Origin of the sequence: Streptomyces lacaronensis, assembly GCF_047337785.1 — a bacterium.
In the GTDB taxonomy this organism is placed as follows: Bacteria; Actinomycetota; Actinomycetes; order Streptomycetales; family Streptomycetaceae; genus Streptomyces; species Streptomyces lycopersici.
In genome coordinates this window covers 1,810,531-1,826,401 of the sequence record NZ_JBLHDK010000003.1, presented here as the reverse complement: position 1 = coordinate 1,826,401, position 15,871 = coordinate 1,810,531, and the positions used below count along the sequence as shown (strand labels likewise).

Below are 15,871 nucleotides of genomic sequence, written 5' to 3'. Positions count from 1 at the left end.
GGGCGCGGACCCCGAGGAAGGCATGCGCCGCATGATTCTGCTGCTGTCGACGTCCGACACCGACCTGCTCAGCGCCCGTGCCGCCACGGGCCCGGTGCCGTACCGCCTCGCCAACCCGGCCCGCCTCGCCCTCGATGACCTCCCCGGCCTGCTCGACGGCGTCGAACTCGTCGTCGTACGGCTCCTCGGCGGCATCCGCGCCTGGCAGGAGGGGCTCGACACGCTGCTCGCGGGCGACCTCCCCGTCGTGGTCCTCAGCGGCGAACAGGCCCCGGACGCCCAGCTCATGGAGGCGTCCACGGTCCCGGTCGGCATCGCCGCCGAGGCCCACGCCTACCTCGCCCACGGCGGGCCCGCCAACCTGGACCAGCTGGCCCGGTTCCTCTCCGACACGGTGCTGCTCACCGGCCATGGCTTCGAACCGCCCGCGCCCGCGCCCACCTGGGGTCCGCTGGAGCGCACCGGCCACGCGGCCGCCCCGGGTGACGCCGCCGCCCCGACCATCGCGGTGCTCTATTACCGCGCCCACCACATGAGCGGCAACACCGCCTTCGTGGAGGCCCTGTGCCGCGCCGTGGAGGACGCCGGGGGCCGCCCGCTGCCGCTGTTCGTCGCCTCGCTGCGCGCCCCCGAACCCGAGCTGATCGAGGCCCTCGGCGCGGCCGACGCCATCGTCACCACCGTTCTCGCGGCCGGTGGCACCCGCCCCGCCGAGGCGTCCGCGGGCGGCGACGACGAGGCGTGGGACGCGGGCGCGCTCACCGCGCTCGACGTGCCCGTACTCCAGGCGCTGTGCCTGACCTCGCCGCGCGCCGCGTGGGCGGAGAACGACGAGGGCCTTTCGCCGCTGGACGCCGCGACCCAGGTCGCCGTCCCCGAGTTCGACGGGCGGCTCATCACCGTGCCGTTCTCGTTCAAGGAGGTGGACGAGGACGGTCTGCCGGTCTATGCCGCCGACGCCGAGCGCGCCGCGCGCGTCGCCGGAATCGCGGTACGACACGCCCGGCTCCGCCATATCCCCGCCGCCGACAAGCGCCTCGCGCTCGTCCTCTCCGCCTACCCCACCAAGCACTCCCGGATCGGCAACGCCGTCGGGCTCGACACGCCCGCGAGCGCCGTCGCCCTGCTGCGCCGGCTGCGCGCCGAAGGCTACGACCTGGGCCCCGAGGAAGGGCCGGAGGCGCTGCCGGGCCTGGTCTCCGGCGAGGGCGACGAGCTGATCTACGCCCTCATCGAGGCGGGCGGCCATGACCAGGAGTGGCTCACCGAGGAGCAGCTCGCCCGCAACCCCGTCCGCATCCCGGCCGCCGACTACCGCCGCTGGTACGCCACGCTCCCGCAGGAGCTCCGGGACGCGGTCGAGGAGCACTGGGGCCCACCGCCCGGCGAGATGTTCGTGGACACCAGCCGCGACCCCGAGGGCGAGATCGTGCTGGCCGCGCTGCGCCGCGGCAACCTCCTGGTCGTCATCCAGCCGCCGCGTGGCTTCGGTGAGAACCCCATCGCCATCTACCACGACCCCGATCTGCCGCCCTCGCACCACTACCTGGCCGCCTACCGCTGGATGGCCACCGCGCGGACGGACGGCGGCTTCGGCGCCGACGCCATGGTCCACCTGGGCAAACACGGCAACCTGGAGTGGCTGCCGGGCAAGAACGCCGGACTGTCCGCCGCCTGCGGCCCCGACGCCGCGCTCGGCGATCTGCCGCTGATCTACCCCTTCCTGGTCAACGACCCGGGCGAGGGCACCCAGGCCAAGCGCCGAGTCCACGCCACCCTGGTCGACCACCTCGTGCCGCCGATGGCCCGCGCCGACTCCTACGGCGACATCGCGCGGCTGGAGCAGCTGCTGGACGAGTACGCGGCCATCTCCGCGATGGACCCGGCCAAGCTCCCCGCCATCCGCGCCCAGATCTGGACCCTCATCCAGGCCGCCCGGCTCGACCACGACCTGGGCCTGGAGCAGCGGCCGGACGACGACGGCTTCGACGACTTCCTGCTGCATGTCGACGGCTGGCTGTGCGAGGTCAAGGACGCCCAGATCCGCGACGGACTGCATGTCCTGGGCGCCGCGCCGACCGGCCCCGAGCGCGTCAACCTCGTACTGGCCATCCTCCGCGCCCGCCAGATCTGGGGCGGTACGTCCGCGCTCCCCGGTCTGCGCGAGGCGCTCGGCCTGGACGAGTCGGCCGCCACCCGCACCGGTGCCGACGAGGCCGAGGAGCGGGCCCGTGCGCTGGTCCAGGCGATGGAGGACGCGGCATGGGCCCCGGAGGCCGTCGAGAAGGCCGTGCTCTCCCTGCCCGATGAGCAGCGCCCCGCGGTCTCCGCGGTCCTCGACTTCGCCGCCCGCGAGGTCGTGCCCCGGCTGGCCGCCACGACGGACGAGATCGACCACGCCGTGCACGCGCTGAACGGCGGTTTCGTCCCGGCCGGGCCGTCCGGCTCGCCGCTGCGCGGACTGGTCAACGTCCTGCCGACCGGCCGCAACTTCTACTCCGTCGACCCCAAGGCCGTGCCCAGCAGGCTGGCCTGGGAGACCGGCCAGGCCCTCGCCGATTCGCTCCTGGAGCGCTACCGCGCCGACAACGACGGTCAGTGGCCGAAGTCCGTCGGCCTCTCGCTGTGGGGGACGAGCGCCATGCGCACCTCCGGCGACGATGTGGCCGAGGCGCTGGGGCTGCTGGGCATCCGCCCGGTGTGGGACGACGCCTCGCGGCGGGTGACGGGACTCGAACCCGTACCCCTCGACCAGCTGGGCCGTCCGCGTGTCGATGTCACCCTGCGCATCAGCGGGTTCTTCCGGGACGCCTTCCCGCATGTCGTCGGGCTGCTGGACGACGCCGTACGGCTCGCCGCCTCCCTCGACGAGAGCGACGACGACAACTACGTACGGGCACACACCCGCGCCGACCTCGCCGCACACGGTGACGAGCGCCGCGCCACCACCCGGATCTTCGGCTCCCGCCCCGGCACCTACGGCGCCGGACTGCTCCAGCTCATCGACAGCCGCGACTGGCGCACCGACGCCGACCTCGCCGAGGTCTACACGGTCTGGGGTGGCTACGCCTACGGCCGCGGGCTTGAGGGGCGCCCGGCGCGGGCGGAGATGGAGAGCGCCTACCGCCGGATCGCGGTCGCGGCCAAGAACACCGACACCCGCGAGCACGACATCGCCGACTCCGACGACTACTTCCAGTACCACGGCGGCATGGTGGCCACCGTGCGCGCCCTGAAGGGCACCGCGCCCGCCGCGTACATCGGCGACTCCACCCGCCCCGAGACGGTCCGCACCCGCACCCTCCACGAGGAGACCTCACGGGTCTTCCGGGCCCGGGTGGTCAACCCGCGCTGGATCGAGGCGATGCGCCGCCACGGCTACAAGGGCGCGTTCGAGCTCGCCGCGACGGTCGACTACCTCTTCGGCTACGACGCGACCACGGGCGTGGTCGCCGACTGGATGTACGACAAGCTGGCCCAGACCTATCTGCTCGACCCGGAGAACCGCGCCTTCCTGGAGGAGGCCAACCCCTGGGCGCTGCACGGCATGGCCGAGCGGCTGCTGGAGGCCGAGAGCCGCGGGCTGTGGGACGAGCCCGACCCGGAGGTGCTGGAGCGGGTGCGGGAGCTGTACCTGGAGACGGAGGGCGGCCTGGAGGGCGGGGACGACGAGTAGGCGCGTCCGCGGCTTCCCCGTGTGTCCGGCGGTGGCTCAGTCGGCGGACGGGCGTGCCGCCGGACGGGTCGCCGCCCGGATCCGGTCCGGCCAGGGGGGACAGTTGACCAGTTCGGTCCACTCGCGGTCGTAGGCCCCGGGCACCGCGCGCCCCGCGGAGGCCCAGCGCTCGACCAGGGCCGCGTAGATCGGTACGGATGTGGATGTGTGAACGGTCTGATGAACCGTTCCGTCGCCTTCGGTGCTCCGGTCCAGCGCTCTGCTCGGCTGCGAGAGAGAACGGCGTCGCATCGTCGTCGTCATATTCGGACAACGCGCCGCGCCCCGCCGGGTCACCTTCCGTGCGCCGGTCTCACCCGCATCGGCGTGGTGTCGCACATGTCAGCGACTGCCTGGGCCCGACCTGACGGCGCCACGGGGACCCGCCCGGGCGACCGGGCCGTTCCCTTTTCGCGGCGCGAAATGAAAAGCATTCCCGCATTCATAAAGCTCATTCGCGGCCGGGGCAAGAGTTTATTGATAACCGTGTCCATTGCAGCCTTTGGTGAATTCCCCTCGGGCCTGTTTCAATTGCGCTGTCCCGATAGACGATCCGAGGAGGAGCCGGTGGGAGCTCATGCGCACGGACCCGACGAGGGGCACGGCGGGCCTGGCCACGGCGGCCACACCCACGGGGTGGCGGAGAACGCCGACCGCCGGTGGCTGACCCTCGCCCTCGCGCTGATCAGCGGCTTCATGGCGGTGGAGGTCATCGTCGGGATCGTCGCCCGCTCCGTTGCGCTGCTGTCCGACGCGGCCCATATGCTCACCGACGCCGCCTCGATCGTTCTCGCGCTCATCGCGATCCGGCTCTCCGCGCGCCCCGCGCGTGGCGGATACACCTACGGGCTCAAGCGGTCGGAAATCCTTTCCGCCCAGGCCAATGGGCTTTCCCTGCTGCTGCTCGGCGCCTATCTCGGCTATGAGAGTGTGGGACGGCTGATCGATCCACCCGAGGTGACCGGTGGTCTGGTGCTGATCACCGCGCTGGCCGGTGTGGTGGTGAATCTCGCGGCCGCGTGGTGCATGTCGAAGGCGAACCGCTCCTCGCTCAATGTCGAGGGCGCCTTCCAGCATGTGCTCAACGATCTCTACGCCTTCATCGCCACCGCCGTCGCGGGACTGGTGGTGGTGACGACGGGCTTCGCCCGGGCCGACGCGATCGCCGGTCTGCTGGTGGTGCTCCTCATGATCAAGGCGGGCGTGGAACTGCTGCGGGCCTCCGGCCGGGTGCTGCTGGAGGCCGCCCCCACCGGCGTCGAGCCCGATGAGGTGGGCGGCCGGCTGGTCACCCATGGACAGGTGGCCGAGGTGCACGATCTGCATGTCTGGCAGATCACCTCGGGCGAGGTCTCGCTCTCCGCCCATGTCCTGGTGGCGGCGGGCGGCGACTGCCACGCCGTCCGGGGGGATCTGGAGTCGGTGTTGAGCGGCGAGTACGGGATCACCCACACCACGTTGCAGGTGGACCATCTGGACGAGCCCGCCGAGCGCGGACGTCCGGACGGGGAGCACTGTCCGACCGCTCACGGACCGGTGCACCGGGCCGCGTCGTACGGCCACTGAGCGGGGCGGCCCGGGAACGGGCGGCGGGGATCCGGGAACGGCCGGCGGGCCGGATGTGTCAGGCCGCGGCCGGGGCGGCGGTCGGCCTGAGGACGGCGGTCAGCAGCGTCTTCGCGAGCTGGGCGACGAACGCCTCCAGCGCGAGCTGGGCCAGCTTGACCAGGACGGTCGTGAAAATGTCGGCCATGAGTACCTCACTGGATGGAACACGAGCGGAAGCGAGGCATCCGCTTCCAGTGCCATAGCCTGACCGGGGCCGGAAAGCGGACGGCGCACATCGGGTGAGCGGCGGGTTAACGGACGGAAAGATCTGGGTGGGAAACGCCCTGAATGTCCATGGGCGTGCACCACGGCGTTCTCCATGGGCCGGCCCGGACGCGCCCACACCGTCCGGGCCGGTGCGCCGGTCGCCGGTGTCCCGCAGGACGTCGGTGATGTCCGCGAGCCGCAGCCGCAGACCGTTCATCGCGCGGGACGGTGCGGAGACGAGGCCGGTGAGCGTCGTGATGGGCGGCACGGACCCTCACCCCCGTGGCGAGCCGTGATCCTCCAGTCTGACCGGCGGCAGGAACTCGCTCAGCAGGGTGCGGTGCCACCAGGCCCCGGTGGCCCGCCGCTCCGCCCGGGTGGTGAAGCGGTAGAGGTACAGCCGCGCCCGCAGATGGGTGGGCGGCGTCCCCGGGAACGGATTGGCCCGCAGCAGCTTCACCGTCGCCCGGTCGTTGACCAGCAGCTTGCCGATCAGCGGGGTGAACCAGGACCCGGCGTAGCCCGGTGAGAGCCCCGCGAACCACATCATCCAGTCCAGCCGCAGATGGTACGGGGCGTACTGGCGCGGCAACCGGCGCACATCGCCCGGCTTGCCCCGGAACTCGTAGTCACGCCAGACCGTGTCCGGGGTCAGGACCGCGTCGTCGGTGCCCTGGATCACCACCTCCTGCCGGCTGCGGTTGACGCTGCCGAACGCCCCGTAGGTGTTGACCAGGTGGACCGGATTGAACGAGAAGTTCATCAGCTGACGGCCCGACAGCAGATTGCGGGCCGGCCAGTAGCTGAGCACCAGCACCAGAGCGGTCGCGGCCAGCACCACCACCTCGTACCAGACCGGAGGAGCGGCGAGGTCCGGCGGCCCGGGCAGCCCCAGCACCTCGGCGGCCCGGCGGCCGTCGACCGCCGGGAGCGCCAGCAGGATCGTCAGCCAGTTGAGCCAGGAGAAGTTCCCCGAGGCCACCAGCCACAGCTGGGTGACCACGACGATCCCCGCGGCCACGCTCGCGACCGGCTGCGGGGTGAACAGCACCACGGGCACGATCAGCTGCGCCACATGGTTGGCCGCCACCTCCACCCGGTGCAGCGGCTTCGGCAGATGGTGGAAGTACCAGCTCAGCGGCCCCGGCATCGGCTGGGTCTCATGGTGGTAGTACAGACAGGTCAGGTCCCGCCAGCAGCGGTCTCCACGGATCTTGATCAGCCCGGCACCGAACTCCACCCGGAACAGCAGCCAGCGCGTCAGCCACAGGATGAGCACGGGCGGCGCGGTGTGCTCATTGCCCAGGAACACGGCGAGGAACCCCGACTCCAGCAGCAGGGACTCCCAGCCGAAGCCGTACCACACCTGGCCCACGTTGACGATCGACAGATAGAGCAGCCACAGCACCAGCCACGCCACCATCGCGACCGCCAGCGGCGCCCGATCCGCCGCCCCCACCAGCAGCGCGGCCGACAGCGCGGCCCCCAGCCAGGCGCAGCAGACGAAGAACCGGTCGGAGTAGTGCAGATGGAACAGGCTGGGCGAGCGGCGGAACGGCACCCGGTCCAGGAAGCGCGGCACCGGCGTCAGCCCCCGCTCGCCGAGCAGCGCCCGCCCCTGCCGGGCCGCCACCACAAAGGCGATCAGATAGACGGCGGCCAGCCCCCGTTGGAAGACCAGCCGGCTCAGCCAGTAGTCGGATGAGGTGAACCACTCCATGGGGACCGCTCCCTGGGCCGGTGTGTCTTCGGCCTGCATGTATCCGGTACCACCTCCGACGGGTGCCCGTCATGCGCGGAGTCATACGGCGGACCGGGTTCATTCGGTAGGGGGCCTAGGGGGGTGATGGGTTAGGGGTTATCCGTGCCGTGCCCGGTCCGTAGCGTCGAAGCCCGGTATGGACCCGGAGGGAACCACCCAATGCTTCTTCTCGAGCACCGCCGCACCCCGCGAACAGCGACGACAGCGATGGCACCGGCAGCGGCGGCGGGGGCCGCGCGGGCCGGGAGATCCAGATGATCGAGCAGCCGGTCCGGACATCCGGCGGGCGGCCCATCGGGATCCTCGGCACCGGCTCGTATCTGCCCGCCGAGACCGTGTCCAATGAGCTGGTGGCCGAGCGCGCGGGGGTGACCCCGGACTGGATCTCGGCGAAGACCGGGATCCACCGCCGCCGTTACGCCGCCGATCACGAGGCCACCTCCGATCTGGCCGTGGAGGCCGCCCGTGCCGCCCTCGCGGACGCCGGGATCCGCGCCGATCAGCTCGGCTGGATCGTGGTGGCCACCTCGACCCCCGATCACCCCCAGCCCGCCACCGCATGTCTGGTGCAGCACCGGATCGGCGCGACCGACGCCGCCGCCTTCGACCTCAACGCGGTCTGCAGCGGCTTCGTCTTCGCCCTGGTGACGGCGGCCGGGCTGCTGTCCGCCGGGTCCGGCGCCCCCACCCGGTATGCCCTGGTGATCGGCGCCGATGTCTACTCCCGCATCATCGATCGCACCGACCGGCGCACCGCCGTGCTCTTCGGCGACGGGGCCGGGGCGGTGGTGCTCGGACCGGTGCGACCCGGCTACGGCCTCAGCGGATCGCTGCTCACCAGTGACGGCGCGCTCCACGAGCTGATCGAGGTGGCGGCGGGCGGCAGCCGGGCCCCGGCGTCGGAGAAGACCCTCGCCGACGGGGGCCACTTCTTCCGGATGCGGGGCCGCGCGGTCAGCGAATACGTCCTGGCCGAGCTGCCGCGCGCGATAGGGCGCCTGCTGGCCGAGCACCGCACGGACCCCGCGCGCGTGGACCACTTCATCCCCCATCAGGCCAATGGCGTGCTGCTGGCCAAGGCGCTTCCGGACCTCGGACTGCCGCGGGCGCGCACTCATCTGACGGTGGCCGAGCACGGCAACACCAGCGCCGCCTCCATCCCGCTGGCGCTCGACGACGCCCGGCGGCAGGGCGTGTTCGGCGACGGGGAGTTGCTGCTGCTGGCCGGTTTCGGCGGCGGGATGTCGCTCGGCGCCGCGCTGCTCACATGGCAGGACGGCCACCGCGGTCCGTGACCAACCCAAGGTCCCAGCCAGCGAAAGGACTCATCGGCATGGCACAGTGCTTCCCCACCGTCGCGGTGTTCGGGCTCGGCACCACCGGCCGCCACCTCGTGGACGCCCTGGTCCGCGGCGGTCGGCGGGTGATCGCCGTGGAGCGGGACGAACCGGCCCTGCGGCGCGGCCGGGCGGGGGTGGCCGCGCCGGAATCCGCCGTCGAGTTCACCACCGACCCGGCGGCGGCCGCCCGGGCCGATCTGGTGGTCGAGGCGGTCCCCGAACGGCTGGAGACGAAGCGCGGGCTGCTCGTCCGCGCCCATGCCGACTGCCCGCCGGAGACGGTGTTCGCCACCACGACCACCGGGCTGCCGGTGACCGAGATCGCCGTCGGCTCCGGACGGACCGACCGCACGGTGGGCCTGCACCTCTTCCCGCTGGGCCCCGACCGCGAGCAGCAGGCGGTGGAGGTGGTGGGCACCCCGCTCACCGCGGACGCGGTCCTGGCCGACGTCCGGGAGCTGGTCCGCGACCTGGGCCGGATCCCGGTGCGGGTGGCCGACCGGCCGGGCTTCGTCGGGGGCGCGCTCACCATGGCGTACCTCAACAACGCGGTGGCCATGTACGAGCGGCGCTACGCCTCGCGCGACAGCATCGACACCGCCATGACCCTGGGCTGCGGGCTGCCGATGGGGCCGCTGGCCCAGCTGGACGCCATGGGCCTGGACACCGCGCGGGACTCCCTGGAAGCGCTGTACGAGCGCACCGGCGATCCGCGGTACGCGCCCGCGCCCACCCTGGCCCATATGGTGACCGCCGGTCTGCTCGGGGTGAAGGTGGGCCGCGGCTTCTACGAGTACGGGGCGGGCGGCGCGGCGCGGGGCGGGGAGACGGACGGTCTGGGCGAGCCCGTACCGGCCCGTGCGGTGCGGCGGATCGGGGTGGTGGGCTCGGGCACGATGGCCGTAGGGATCGCGGAGGTGTGCGCGCGCTCCGGCTATCCGACTGTGCTGGTGGCCCGCAGCGAGATGCGCGCGAAGGAGGCCACGGCCGCCGTGGAGCGCTCGCTGGAGCGCGGGGTGCGGCGCGGCAAGCTGGCGCCCGAACTGCTCACCGAGGCGATGGACCGGCTGACCGCGGGCGGTGAACTCCAGGCGCTCGGCGCCTGTGATCTGGTGGTCGAGGCCGTGGCGGAGGACATCGACGTCAAGCGGGCCGTCTTCGCCGATCTGGACCGGATGTGCGCACCGGGCGCGGTGCTCGCCACCTCCACCTCCAGCCTGCCCGTGATCGAGTGCGCGATGGCGACGCGGCGGCCCGAGGACGTCATCGGGATGCACTTCTTCAACCCCGCCCCGGTGATGCGGCTGGTCGAGGTGGTGCACACCGTGCTGACCTCCAAGGAGGCGCTCGGCACGGCGCACGCGGTGGCCGCGGCGCTCGGCAAGCGCGCGGTGGACTGCCCGGACCGGGCGGGCTTCATCGTCAACGCCCTGCTCTTCCCCTATCTGAACAGCGCGGTGACGATGCTCGAGGAGGGCTGGGCCACCGCCGATGACATCGACACGGTGATGGCGGCCGGGCAGGGCTATCCGATGGGCCCGCTGCGGCTGCTGGATGTGATCGGCCTGGATGTGTCCCTCGCCATCCAGCGCACTCTGCACGGCACCTTCCGGGATCCGGCCCTGACCCCGGCCCGTCATCTCCGGCGGCTGGTCGAGGCGGGGCACCTGGGCCGCAAGGGCGGGAGGGGGCTGCACCGCCACGAGCGATGACAATGGGTGTGCGGATGCAGATGACATTGGAATAGTCCAACGGCCGGTGGGTGGCCTCGGAATTCATCGGTACGGGAATAGGCGTGGGCATCTCGCTGTCCGCTTTATGGCAGGAGAATTCTTGGCGAATCGCTTGCGGTTACCGAGGGCAACAGACATAAGAATCGCATTAGCGATCAAAACGGGCAAATAAATGTTCGAAACAGATCCCGGCGCGCCCCTGTCGATGACCACTTGGTGTCGCGGGCAAGGATGTCATGGATTACCCCGGGTATGGCTAGGGGGTCTCGTGTATGCTGGCCCTTCCGAACAAATGCCCACGTGAACGGGGGGTGGCGCAGGTTGTCAGGGTGTCGGTGTACTTCGGCTTCAACGTGCTGCCCCACATAGGGGCGTCCCGCTCACATCGCTTTTGTCGATCGTCGGCAGCCCGCTCAGAATTAGTAGTTCGTTAACGATGATTTTACGTGCGGCGATGGTGGCGCAACTGGTGGGCGTATAGCTTGCTGGAAGGCGTTCGGACTGCCGTGAGCAGTGCTTCGCGTCGCATTCGGGGGTGCGAGCAATGGTGTTTTCATCGACCAGAGCCAGACAATTCGACGCGCAATTCGAGAGACTTCGGCGAGCGTTTTCCAGATGTCTGTCCGGGGAGGCGGGCATCGTACTTGTCGAGGGCGCGGTCGGTTGTGGCAAGACCCATACGCTCGAAGCCGTCACGGCCCATGCGGCGAAGGCCGGAGCCCTCGTCCTCAAGGCATACGGGAGCTCGGCCGACCGGGCCACGCTCGGCACCCTGCGGCAGCTCCTGGACTCGCCCCGGCTGCCCAAGGCGACCGCCGACCATCTGCGCCGGGCACTCGACCACGGCGCCCTCGACGCCGCACCGCCCCGGGAAACCCCTGGTGGCGACCCCACCGGCGCGAACCCCACCCATGTCCAGGGAGCCCGGGAGTTCCGCGCCGCACTCCATGAACTCGCCTCCCGCGAACCGGTGGTGATCTGCGTCGACGAACTCCAGCTCGTCGACGCGGCGTCACTTCAGTACCTGCTGTACCTGGCGACCCGTTCGCGCTCCGCCAAACTCCTCATGGTGTTCGCACAGGCGACGGACAGCGAACGACAAGACGCCGTCTTCAATACCGAACTGCTCCGCCAGCCCAATTTCCAGCGGCTGCGGCTGGAGCGGCTGTCCTGGGATGAGACGGCACATCTGCTCACCACTCGTCTCGGACTTCCGGATTCCATCGATGTCGCCTACACCTGGTATGAGGTAAGCGGCGGTAATCCGTTGTTGCTACGCGCGGTGATAGACGATTACCGCACCGCGGGGGCGCCCCCACGGCGCAGCCGCGCAGTGGAGCCCGTGGTGGGCGACATGTTTGTGCAGGCCGTGCTCACCTGTGTCTACCGCAGCGGGCGCACCGTCTCCCGGCTGGCCGAGGGCATCGCGGTGCTCGGGGCGTCCGCCTCCCTCGAACTCCTCGGCCGGCTGCTGCGCATCGGCCCCGCCGGAACCCGGCGCGGAGTCGCCGCGCTGGACGCGGCGGGCCTCGTCGACGGTCTCGCCTTCCGCCACCCGTATGTCGAGGCCGCGGTGCTGGAGGACATGGACCCCGAGGTCCGGCTGGACATGAACCGGCGCGCCGCCGTCCTGCTGCACCAGGGCGGTGGGGCGACTCTCGCCGTGGCCCGCCATCTGCTCGCCGCCCAGGCCGCCGACGAGCCCTGGGCGGTGCCGCTGCTGCGGGACGCCGCGCAACAGGCGCTCGCCGAGGACGACGCCAAACTGGCGGTGGCCTGCCTGGAGCTGGCGTACGCGGCCTGCGCGGACGAGGAGCTGCAGGCCGGGATCAGGATCGGCACCGCCGGGATCATGTGGCGGCTCAACCCCTCGGCGTCCGAGCGGATGCTGGAGGAGCCGCTGGCCGCGCTGTGCGCCGACCGGCTGCCCGCCTCCCATATCGGGCGGCTGATCGAGCTGTTGCTCGCCCACGGCCGGATCGAGGAGGCGCGCGGCGCGATCGGCCGGCTCAACGCCGTCATGAGCAACGCGGGACCCACCTCGATGTCCCAGTTCCGGCTGACCGCCCGCTGGGCCCAGGAGTCCGGCGCGCAGGACCGGGCCCCCGGAGCGGCGGCGCGCCACGGCGAGGACGGCGGCGCTTCCCGTACGCAGCTCCGATCCCGCAGGCCCTCCTCGCTGTCGACGATCACCGCGGCGTTCAGCGGCTTCTTCGGGCGCGGGGGGAGTGAGGAGTCGCCGGTGGCCGCGGCGGAGAAGGTGCTCGAGGTCTCGCCGCTCACCGACGCCACCTTCGAGCCCATCGTCAACTCGGTGAACGCGCTGGTGTACGCGGGCCGCCCGGACAAGGCGGCGCCGTGGTGCGACGCGCTGATGGAGGAGGCCGAGCGGCGCCGGGCGCCGGGCTGGCGGGCCATCTTCGCCTCGATCCGCGCCGAAATCGCCCTGCGGCAGGGCAATCTCGTGGAGTCGGCGGCCTATGCGACCACCGCCCTGGAGATAGTGCCCGGCCGCGACGGAAGCGTCTTCATCGGCGGCCCCCTGGCCAGCCAGATCCTGGCGTACACGGAGATGGGCAAGCACGACGCGGCGGCGCGGCATCTGAGCCGCCCGGTCCCCGAGGCGCTGTTCAAGAGCATCTACGGACTGGGCTACACCCGTGCCCGTGGCCGCTACTACCTGGCCACCAACCGCATCAACGCGGCGCTCGGCGAATTCCTGATGGCCGGCCGGCTCGCCCAGCTGTGGGAGCTCGACCAGCCGGCGCTGCTGCCCTGGCGGTCGGACGCCGCCGAGGCATGGCTGGAGCTCGGCGACCGGGAGAAGGCCGCCAACCTGGTCTCCGAGCAGCTGGCCAGGAACGGCGCGGGGGACTCCCGGGTCCGCGGTGTCTCCCTGCGGTTACTTGCCGCGGCGGGAGACATCGAGAACCGGTCCCGGCTGCTCGGCCAGGCCGTCGAGGAGCTGCAGTGCTCAGGCGACCGCCTGGAGCTGGCCCGGGCGCTGGACGATCTGGGACGTACGCTGCGCGGATCCGGGGAGCTGGGGCGGGCCGACGCCATCATGGGCCGGGCCTGGCGGATGGCCAAGGAGTGCGGCGCCGAGGAGCTGTGCGCCCGGATCCGCCTCGACTCCGGTCTGGAGGCCCGCGATCCACGGCCGGTGGTGCGGCCGGTGTCCGGACCGCTCGGCCCGAAACCGGCGGTGCCGCCGTCCCTGGGCACCAAGCTCAGTGAATCCGAGGCCCGGGTGGCCGCCCTGGCGGTGGACGGTTATACGAACCGGGAAATAGCCGCCAGCCTGTTCATCACCATCAGCACGGTGGAACAGCATTTGACGCGGGTGTACCGCAAGCTGAATATCAGGAGTCGGCAGCAGCTGCCGACCGCGCTCCGGGCCCAGGTGGACGAAATCGCCTGAGCGATGACGGGGGCGATGTCCCGTGGAAGGGGTGGCCGCATGCGGCCACCCCTGTTCCATGCCCACCCCTGATTACCCCCCTATCGCGGCGGCAGACCTGGAGCGCGGGCTGACCGCGTTGATAGCTTCTGGCCGCATGAAGGGAATAGTCCTCGCCGGAGGAAGCGGTACCCGACTGCATCCTTTGACACATGCGGTGTCGAAGCAGATCCTTCCCGTCTACAACAAGCCGATGATCTATTACCCGCTGTCGGTGCTCATGCTCGGCGGTGTCAGGGAAATCCAGATCATCTCGACCCCGCTCCATGTGGAGCTGTTCCGCGCGCTTCTCGGCGACGGCGGCCGACTGGGTCTTTCGATCGAGTACGCCGAGCAGCCCGAGGCCAATGGAATCGCCGAGGCATTCATCATCGGAGCCGAGTTCATCGGCGACGACCAGGTGGCGCTGGTCCTCGGCGACAATATCTTCCACGGGCCCGGGTTTTCGAAGATGCTGCACCATGAGGCAAGCCATGTCGACGGCTGTGTGCTCTTCGGCTACGGAGTCAAGGACCCCGAGCGCTACGGCGTCGGGGAAATGGATGAGCAGGGTCGGCTGATTTCCCTGGAGGAGAAGCCGGCCGTCCCCAGATCCAATCTGGCCATCACCGGTCTGTATCTCTACGACAACGACGTCGTGGACATCGCCAAGAACGTACGGCCCTCCGCGCGCGGCGAACTGGAGATCACCGACGTCAACCGCGTCTATCTGGAACGCGGAAAGGCCAGACTGGTGGGGCTCGGCCGCGGATTCGCCTGGCTGGACACCGGAACCCATGACTCGCTGCTCCAGGCGGGCCAGTATGTGCAGCTTTTGGAACAGCGCCAGGGCGTGCGGATCGCCTGTCTCGAGGAGATAGCCTTCCGCATGGGGTTCATCGGCGCCGCCGCCTGCTATGAGCTCGGTGCGGAGCTCAGCAAGACGGACTACGGACAATATCTGATGGATATCGCGGCCAATAACCGCTGAAGGGTTGTCTCCAGTGCGCATAGTTGTGACCGGCGGTGCGGGCTTCATCGGCTCCCACTTCGTCCGGCAGACCTTGACGGGGGCGTACCCGGCCTGGGCGGACGCCCAGGTCATGGTGGTCGACAAGCTCACCTACGCGGGCAACGAGGCCAACCTGGCCGAGGTCGCCGACAGCCCCCGGCTGCGCTTCGTGCGCGGTGACATCTGCGACGGCGAACTCGTCGGCGAGCTGCTGCGGGACACCGATCTGGTGGTCCACTTCGCCGCGGAATCACATGTCGACCGCTCGATATCCGGCGCCGAGGAATTCGTGCGCACCAATGTCCTGGGCACCCACACCCTCCTCAACGCCGCCGCGAACGCGGAGGTCGGAAAGTTCGTCCACATCTCCACGGACGAGGTCTACGGTTCCATCGAAAGCGGCTCCTGGAGCGAGGAGGAACCCCTCGAACCCAACTCCCCGTATTCCGCCTCCAAGGCGTCCTCCGACCTGCTGGCCCGGGCCTTCCACCGCACCCATGGACTGCCCGTCTGTGTGACCCGCTGCTCCAACAACTACGGCCCGTACCAGCACCCCGAGAAGGTCATTCCGCTCTTCGTCACCAACCTCATGGACGGCAAACCGGTGCCGCTCTACGGCGACGGCGGGAACGTCCGGGACTGGCTGCATGTGGACGACCACTGCCGCGGTATCGCCCTGGTCGCCGAGAACGGCCGCCCGGGAGAGGTCTACAACATCGGTGGCGGCACCGAGCTGACCAATCTGGAACTCACGGAACGGCTGCTCGAACTGCTCGGCGCCGACCGGTCCCTGATCGAGCGGGTGCCCGACCGCAAGGGCCACGACCGCCGTTACTCGGTGGACATCGCCAAAATCTCCACGGAACTCGGCTACCGCCCGGAGATGTCGTTCGGGCACGGCCTCGCGGAAACCGCCAAGTGGTACATGACACACCGCGGTTGGTGGGAACCGCTCAAGAAGACGTGACCACCCCTACCCCCGGGGTTAGGGGTGGATGCGGTTAGGGGTGGTTGAGTCGACTCCCGCCCCATACCGTCGACTTCCGGATCATGGT

General features: G+C 70.6%; 10 protein-coding genes. 7 read left to right on the top strand and 3 right to left on the bottom strand.

Annotated features, from left to right (window positions below; all coding sequences use genetic code 11):
- Positions 1-31 precede the first annotated feature (31 nt).
- Positions 32-3,676 carry a cobaltochelatase subunit CobN gene (gene cobN / locus ACMTAK_RS07975; protein ID WP_413812824.1) on the top strand — a complete coding sequence of 1,215 codons (3,645 nt, stop codon included), beginning with the start codon at positions 32-34 and terminating at the stop codon, positions 3,674-3,676.
- Positions 3,677-3,712: 36 nt separating this feature from the next.
- Here cobN and ACMTAK_RS07970 read toward each other — a convergent pair whose 3' ends face one another.
- Positions 3,713-3,967: a hypothetical protein gene (locus ACMTAK_RS07970; RefSeq protein ID WP_262705689.1), complete on the bottom strand. Its 255-nt coding sequence runs from the start codon at positions 3,965-3,967 to the stop codon at positions 3,713-3,715.
- Between the two features lie 315 nt (positions 3,968-4,282).
- On the opposite strand from ACMTAK_RS07970, the gene ACMTAK_RS07965 reads away from it, so the two are divergent.
- Positions 4,283-5,281: a cation diffusion facilitator family transporter gene (locus ACMTAK_RS07965; protein WP_413805527.1), complete on the top strand. Its 999-nt coding sequence runs from the start codon at positions 4,283-4,285 to the stop codon at positions 5,279-5,281.
- 58 nt (positions 5,282-5,339) lie between these two features.
- On the opposite strand, the gene ACMTAK_RS07960 is transcribed toward ACMTAK_RS07965, so the two are convergent.
- Positions 5,340-5,468 carry a hypothetical protein gene (locus ACMTAK_RS07960; protein WP_413805526.1) on the bottom strand — a complete coding sequence of 43 codons (129 nt, stop codon included), beginning with the start codon at positions 5,466-5,468 and terminating at the stop codon, positions 5,340-5,342.
- A gap of 336 nt (positions 5,469-5,804) precedes the next feature.
- Entirely contained in the window at positions 5,805-7,250 is a 1,446-nt protein-coding gene (locus ACMTAK_RS07955) for a lipase maturation factor family protein (protein WP_413812823.1), read from the bottom strand.
- Positions 7,251-7,546: 296 nt separating this feature from the next.
- Here ACMTAK_RS07955 and ACMTAK_RS07950 point away from each other — a divergent pair, with 296 nt between their 5' ends.
- From ACMTAK_RS07950 to rfbB, 5 genes are all read left to right on the top strand, one after another.
- Complete coding sequence (locus tag ACMTAK_RS07950) at positions 7,547-8,587, top strand: 3-oxoacyl-ACP synthase III family protein (RefSeq protein ID WP_413805525.1); 1,041 nt, start codon at positions 7,547-7,549, stop codon at positions 8,585-8,587.
- A 38-nt stretch (positions 8,588-8,625) separates the two neighbouring features.
- Entirely contained in the window at positions 8,626-10,344 is a 1,719-nt protein-coding gene (locus ACMTAK_RS07945) for a 3-hydroxyacyl-CoA dehydrogenase family protein (RefSeq protein ID WP_413805524.1), read from the top strand.
- A gap of 565 nt (positions 10,345-10,909) precedes the next feature.
- Complete coding sequence (locus tag ACMTAK_RS07940; RefSeq protein WP_413805523.1) at positions 10,910-13,786, top strand: helix-turn-helix transcriptional regulator; 2,877 nt, start codon at positions 10,910-10,912, stop codon at positions 13,784-13,786.
- 136 nt (positions 13,787-13,922) lie between these two features.
- Positions 13,923-14,795 (top strand): glucose-1-phosphate thymidylyltransferase RfbA, encoded by an 873-nt coding sequence (gene rfbA / locus ACMTAK_RS07935; protein ID WP_413812822.1) that lies wholly within the window; start codon positions 13,923-13,925, stop codon positions 14,793-14,795.
- A 13-nt stretch (positions 14,796-14,808) separates the two neighbouring features.
- Positions 14,809-15,783 (top strand): dTDP-glucose 4,6-dehydratase, encoded by a 975-nt coding sequence (gene rfbB, locus ACMTAK_RS07930; RefSeq protein ID WP_413805522.1) that lies wholly within the window; start codon positions 14,809-14,811, stop codon positions 15,781-15,783.
- Positions 15,784-15,871: the final 88 nt, after the last annotated feature.

What these genes read in the sequence shown, in the direction of transcription:
- cobN (WP_413812824.1), top strand. Translation starts at nt 32, where the DNA reads ATGATTCTGCTGCTGTCGACGTCCGACACCGACCTGCTCAGCGCCCGT.
- ACMTAK_RS07970 (WP_262705689.1), bottom strand. Translation starts at nt 3,967, where the DNA reads ATGCGACGCCGTTCTCTCTCGCAGCCGAGCAGAGCGCTGGACCGGAGC.
- ACMTAK_RS07960 (WP_413805526.1), bottom strand. Translation starts at nt 5,468, where the DNA reads ATGGCCGACATTTTCACGACCGTCCTGGTCAAGCTGGCCCAGCTCGCG.
- ACMTAK_RS07955 (WP_413812823.1), bottom strand. Translation starts at nt 7,250, where the DNA reads ATGGAGTGGTTCACCTCATCCGACTACTGGCTGAGCCGGCTGGTCTTC.
- ACMTAK_RS07950 (WP_413805525.1), top strand. Translation starts at nt 7,547, where the DNA reads ATGATCGAGCAGCCGGTCCGGACATCCGGCGGGCGGCCCATCGGGATC.
- ACMTAK_RS07945 (WP_413805524.1), top strand. Translation starts at nt 8,626, where the DNA reads ATGGCACAGTGCTTCCCCACCGTCGCGGTGTTCGGGCTCGGCACCACC.
- ACMTAK_RS07940 (WP_413805523.1), top strand. Translation starts at nt 10,910, where the DNA reads ATGGTGTTTTCATCGACCAGAGCCAGACAATTCGACGCGCAATTCGAG.
- rfbA (WP_413812822.1), top strand. Translation starts at nt 13,923, where the DNA reads ATGAAGGGAATAGTCCTCGCCGGAGGAAGCGGTACCCGACTGCATCCT.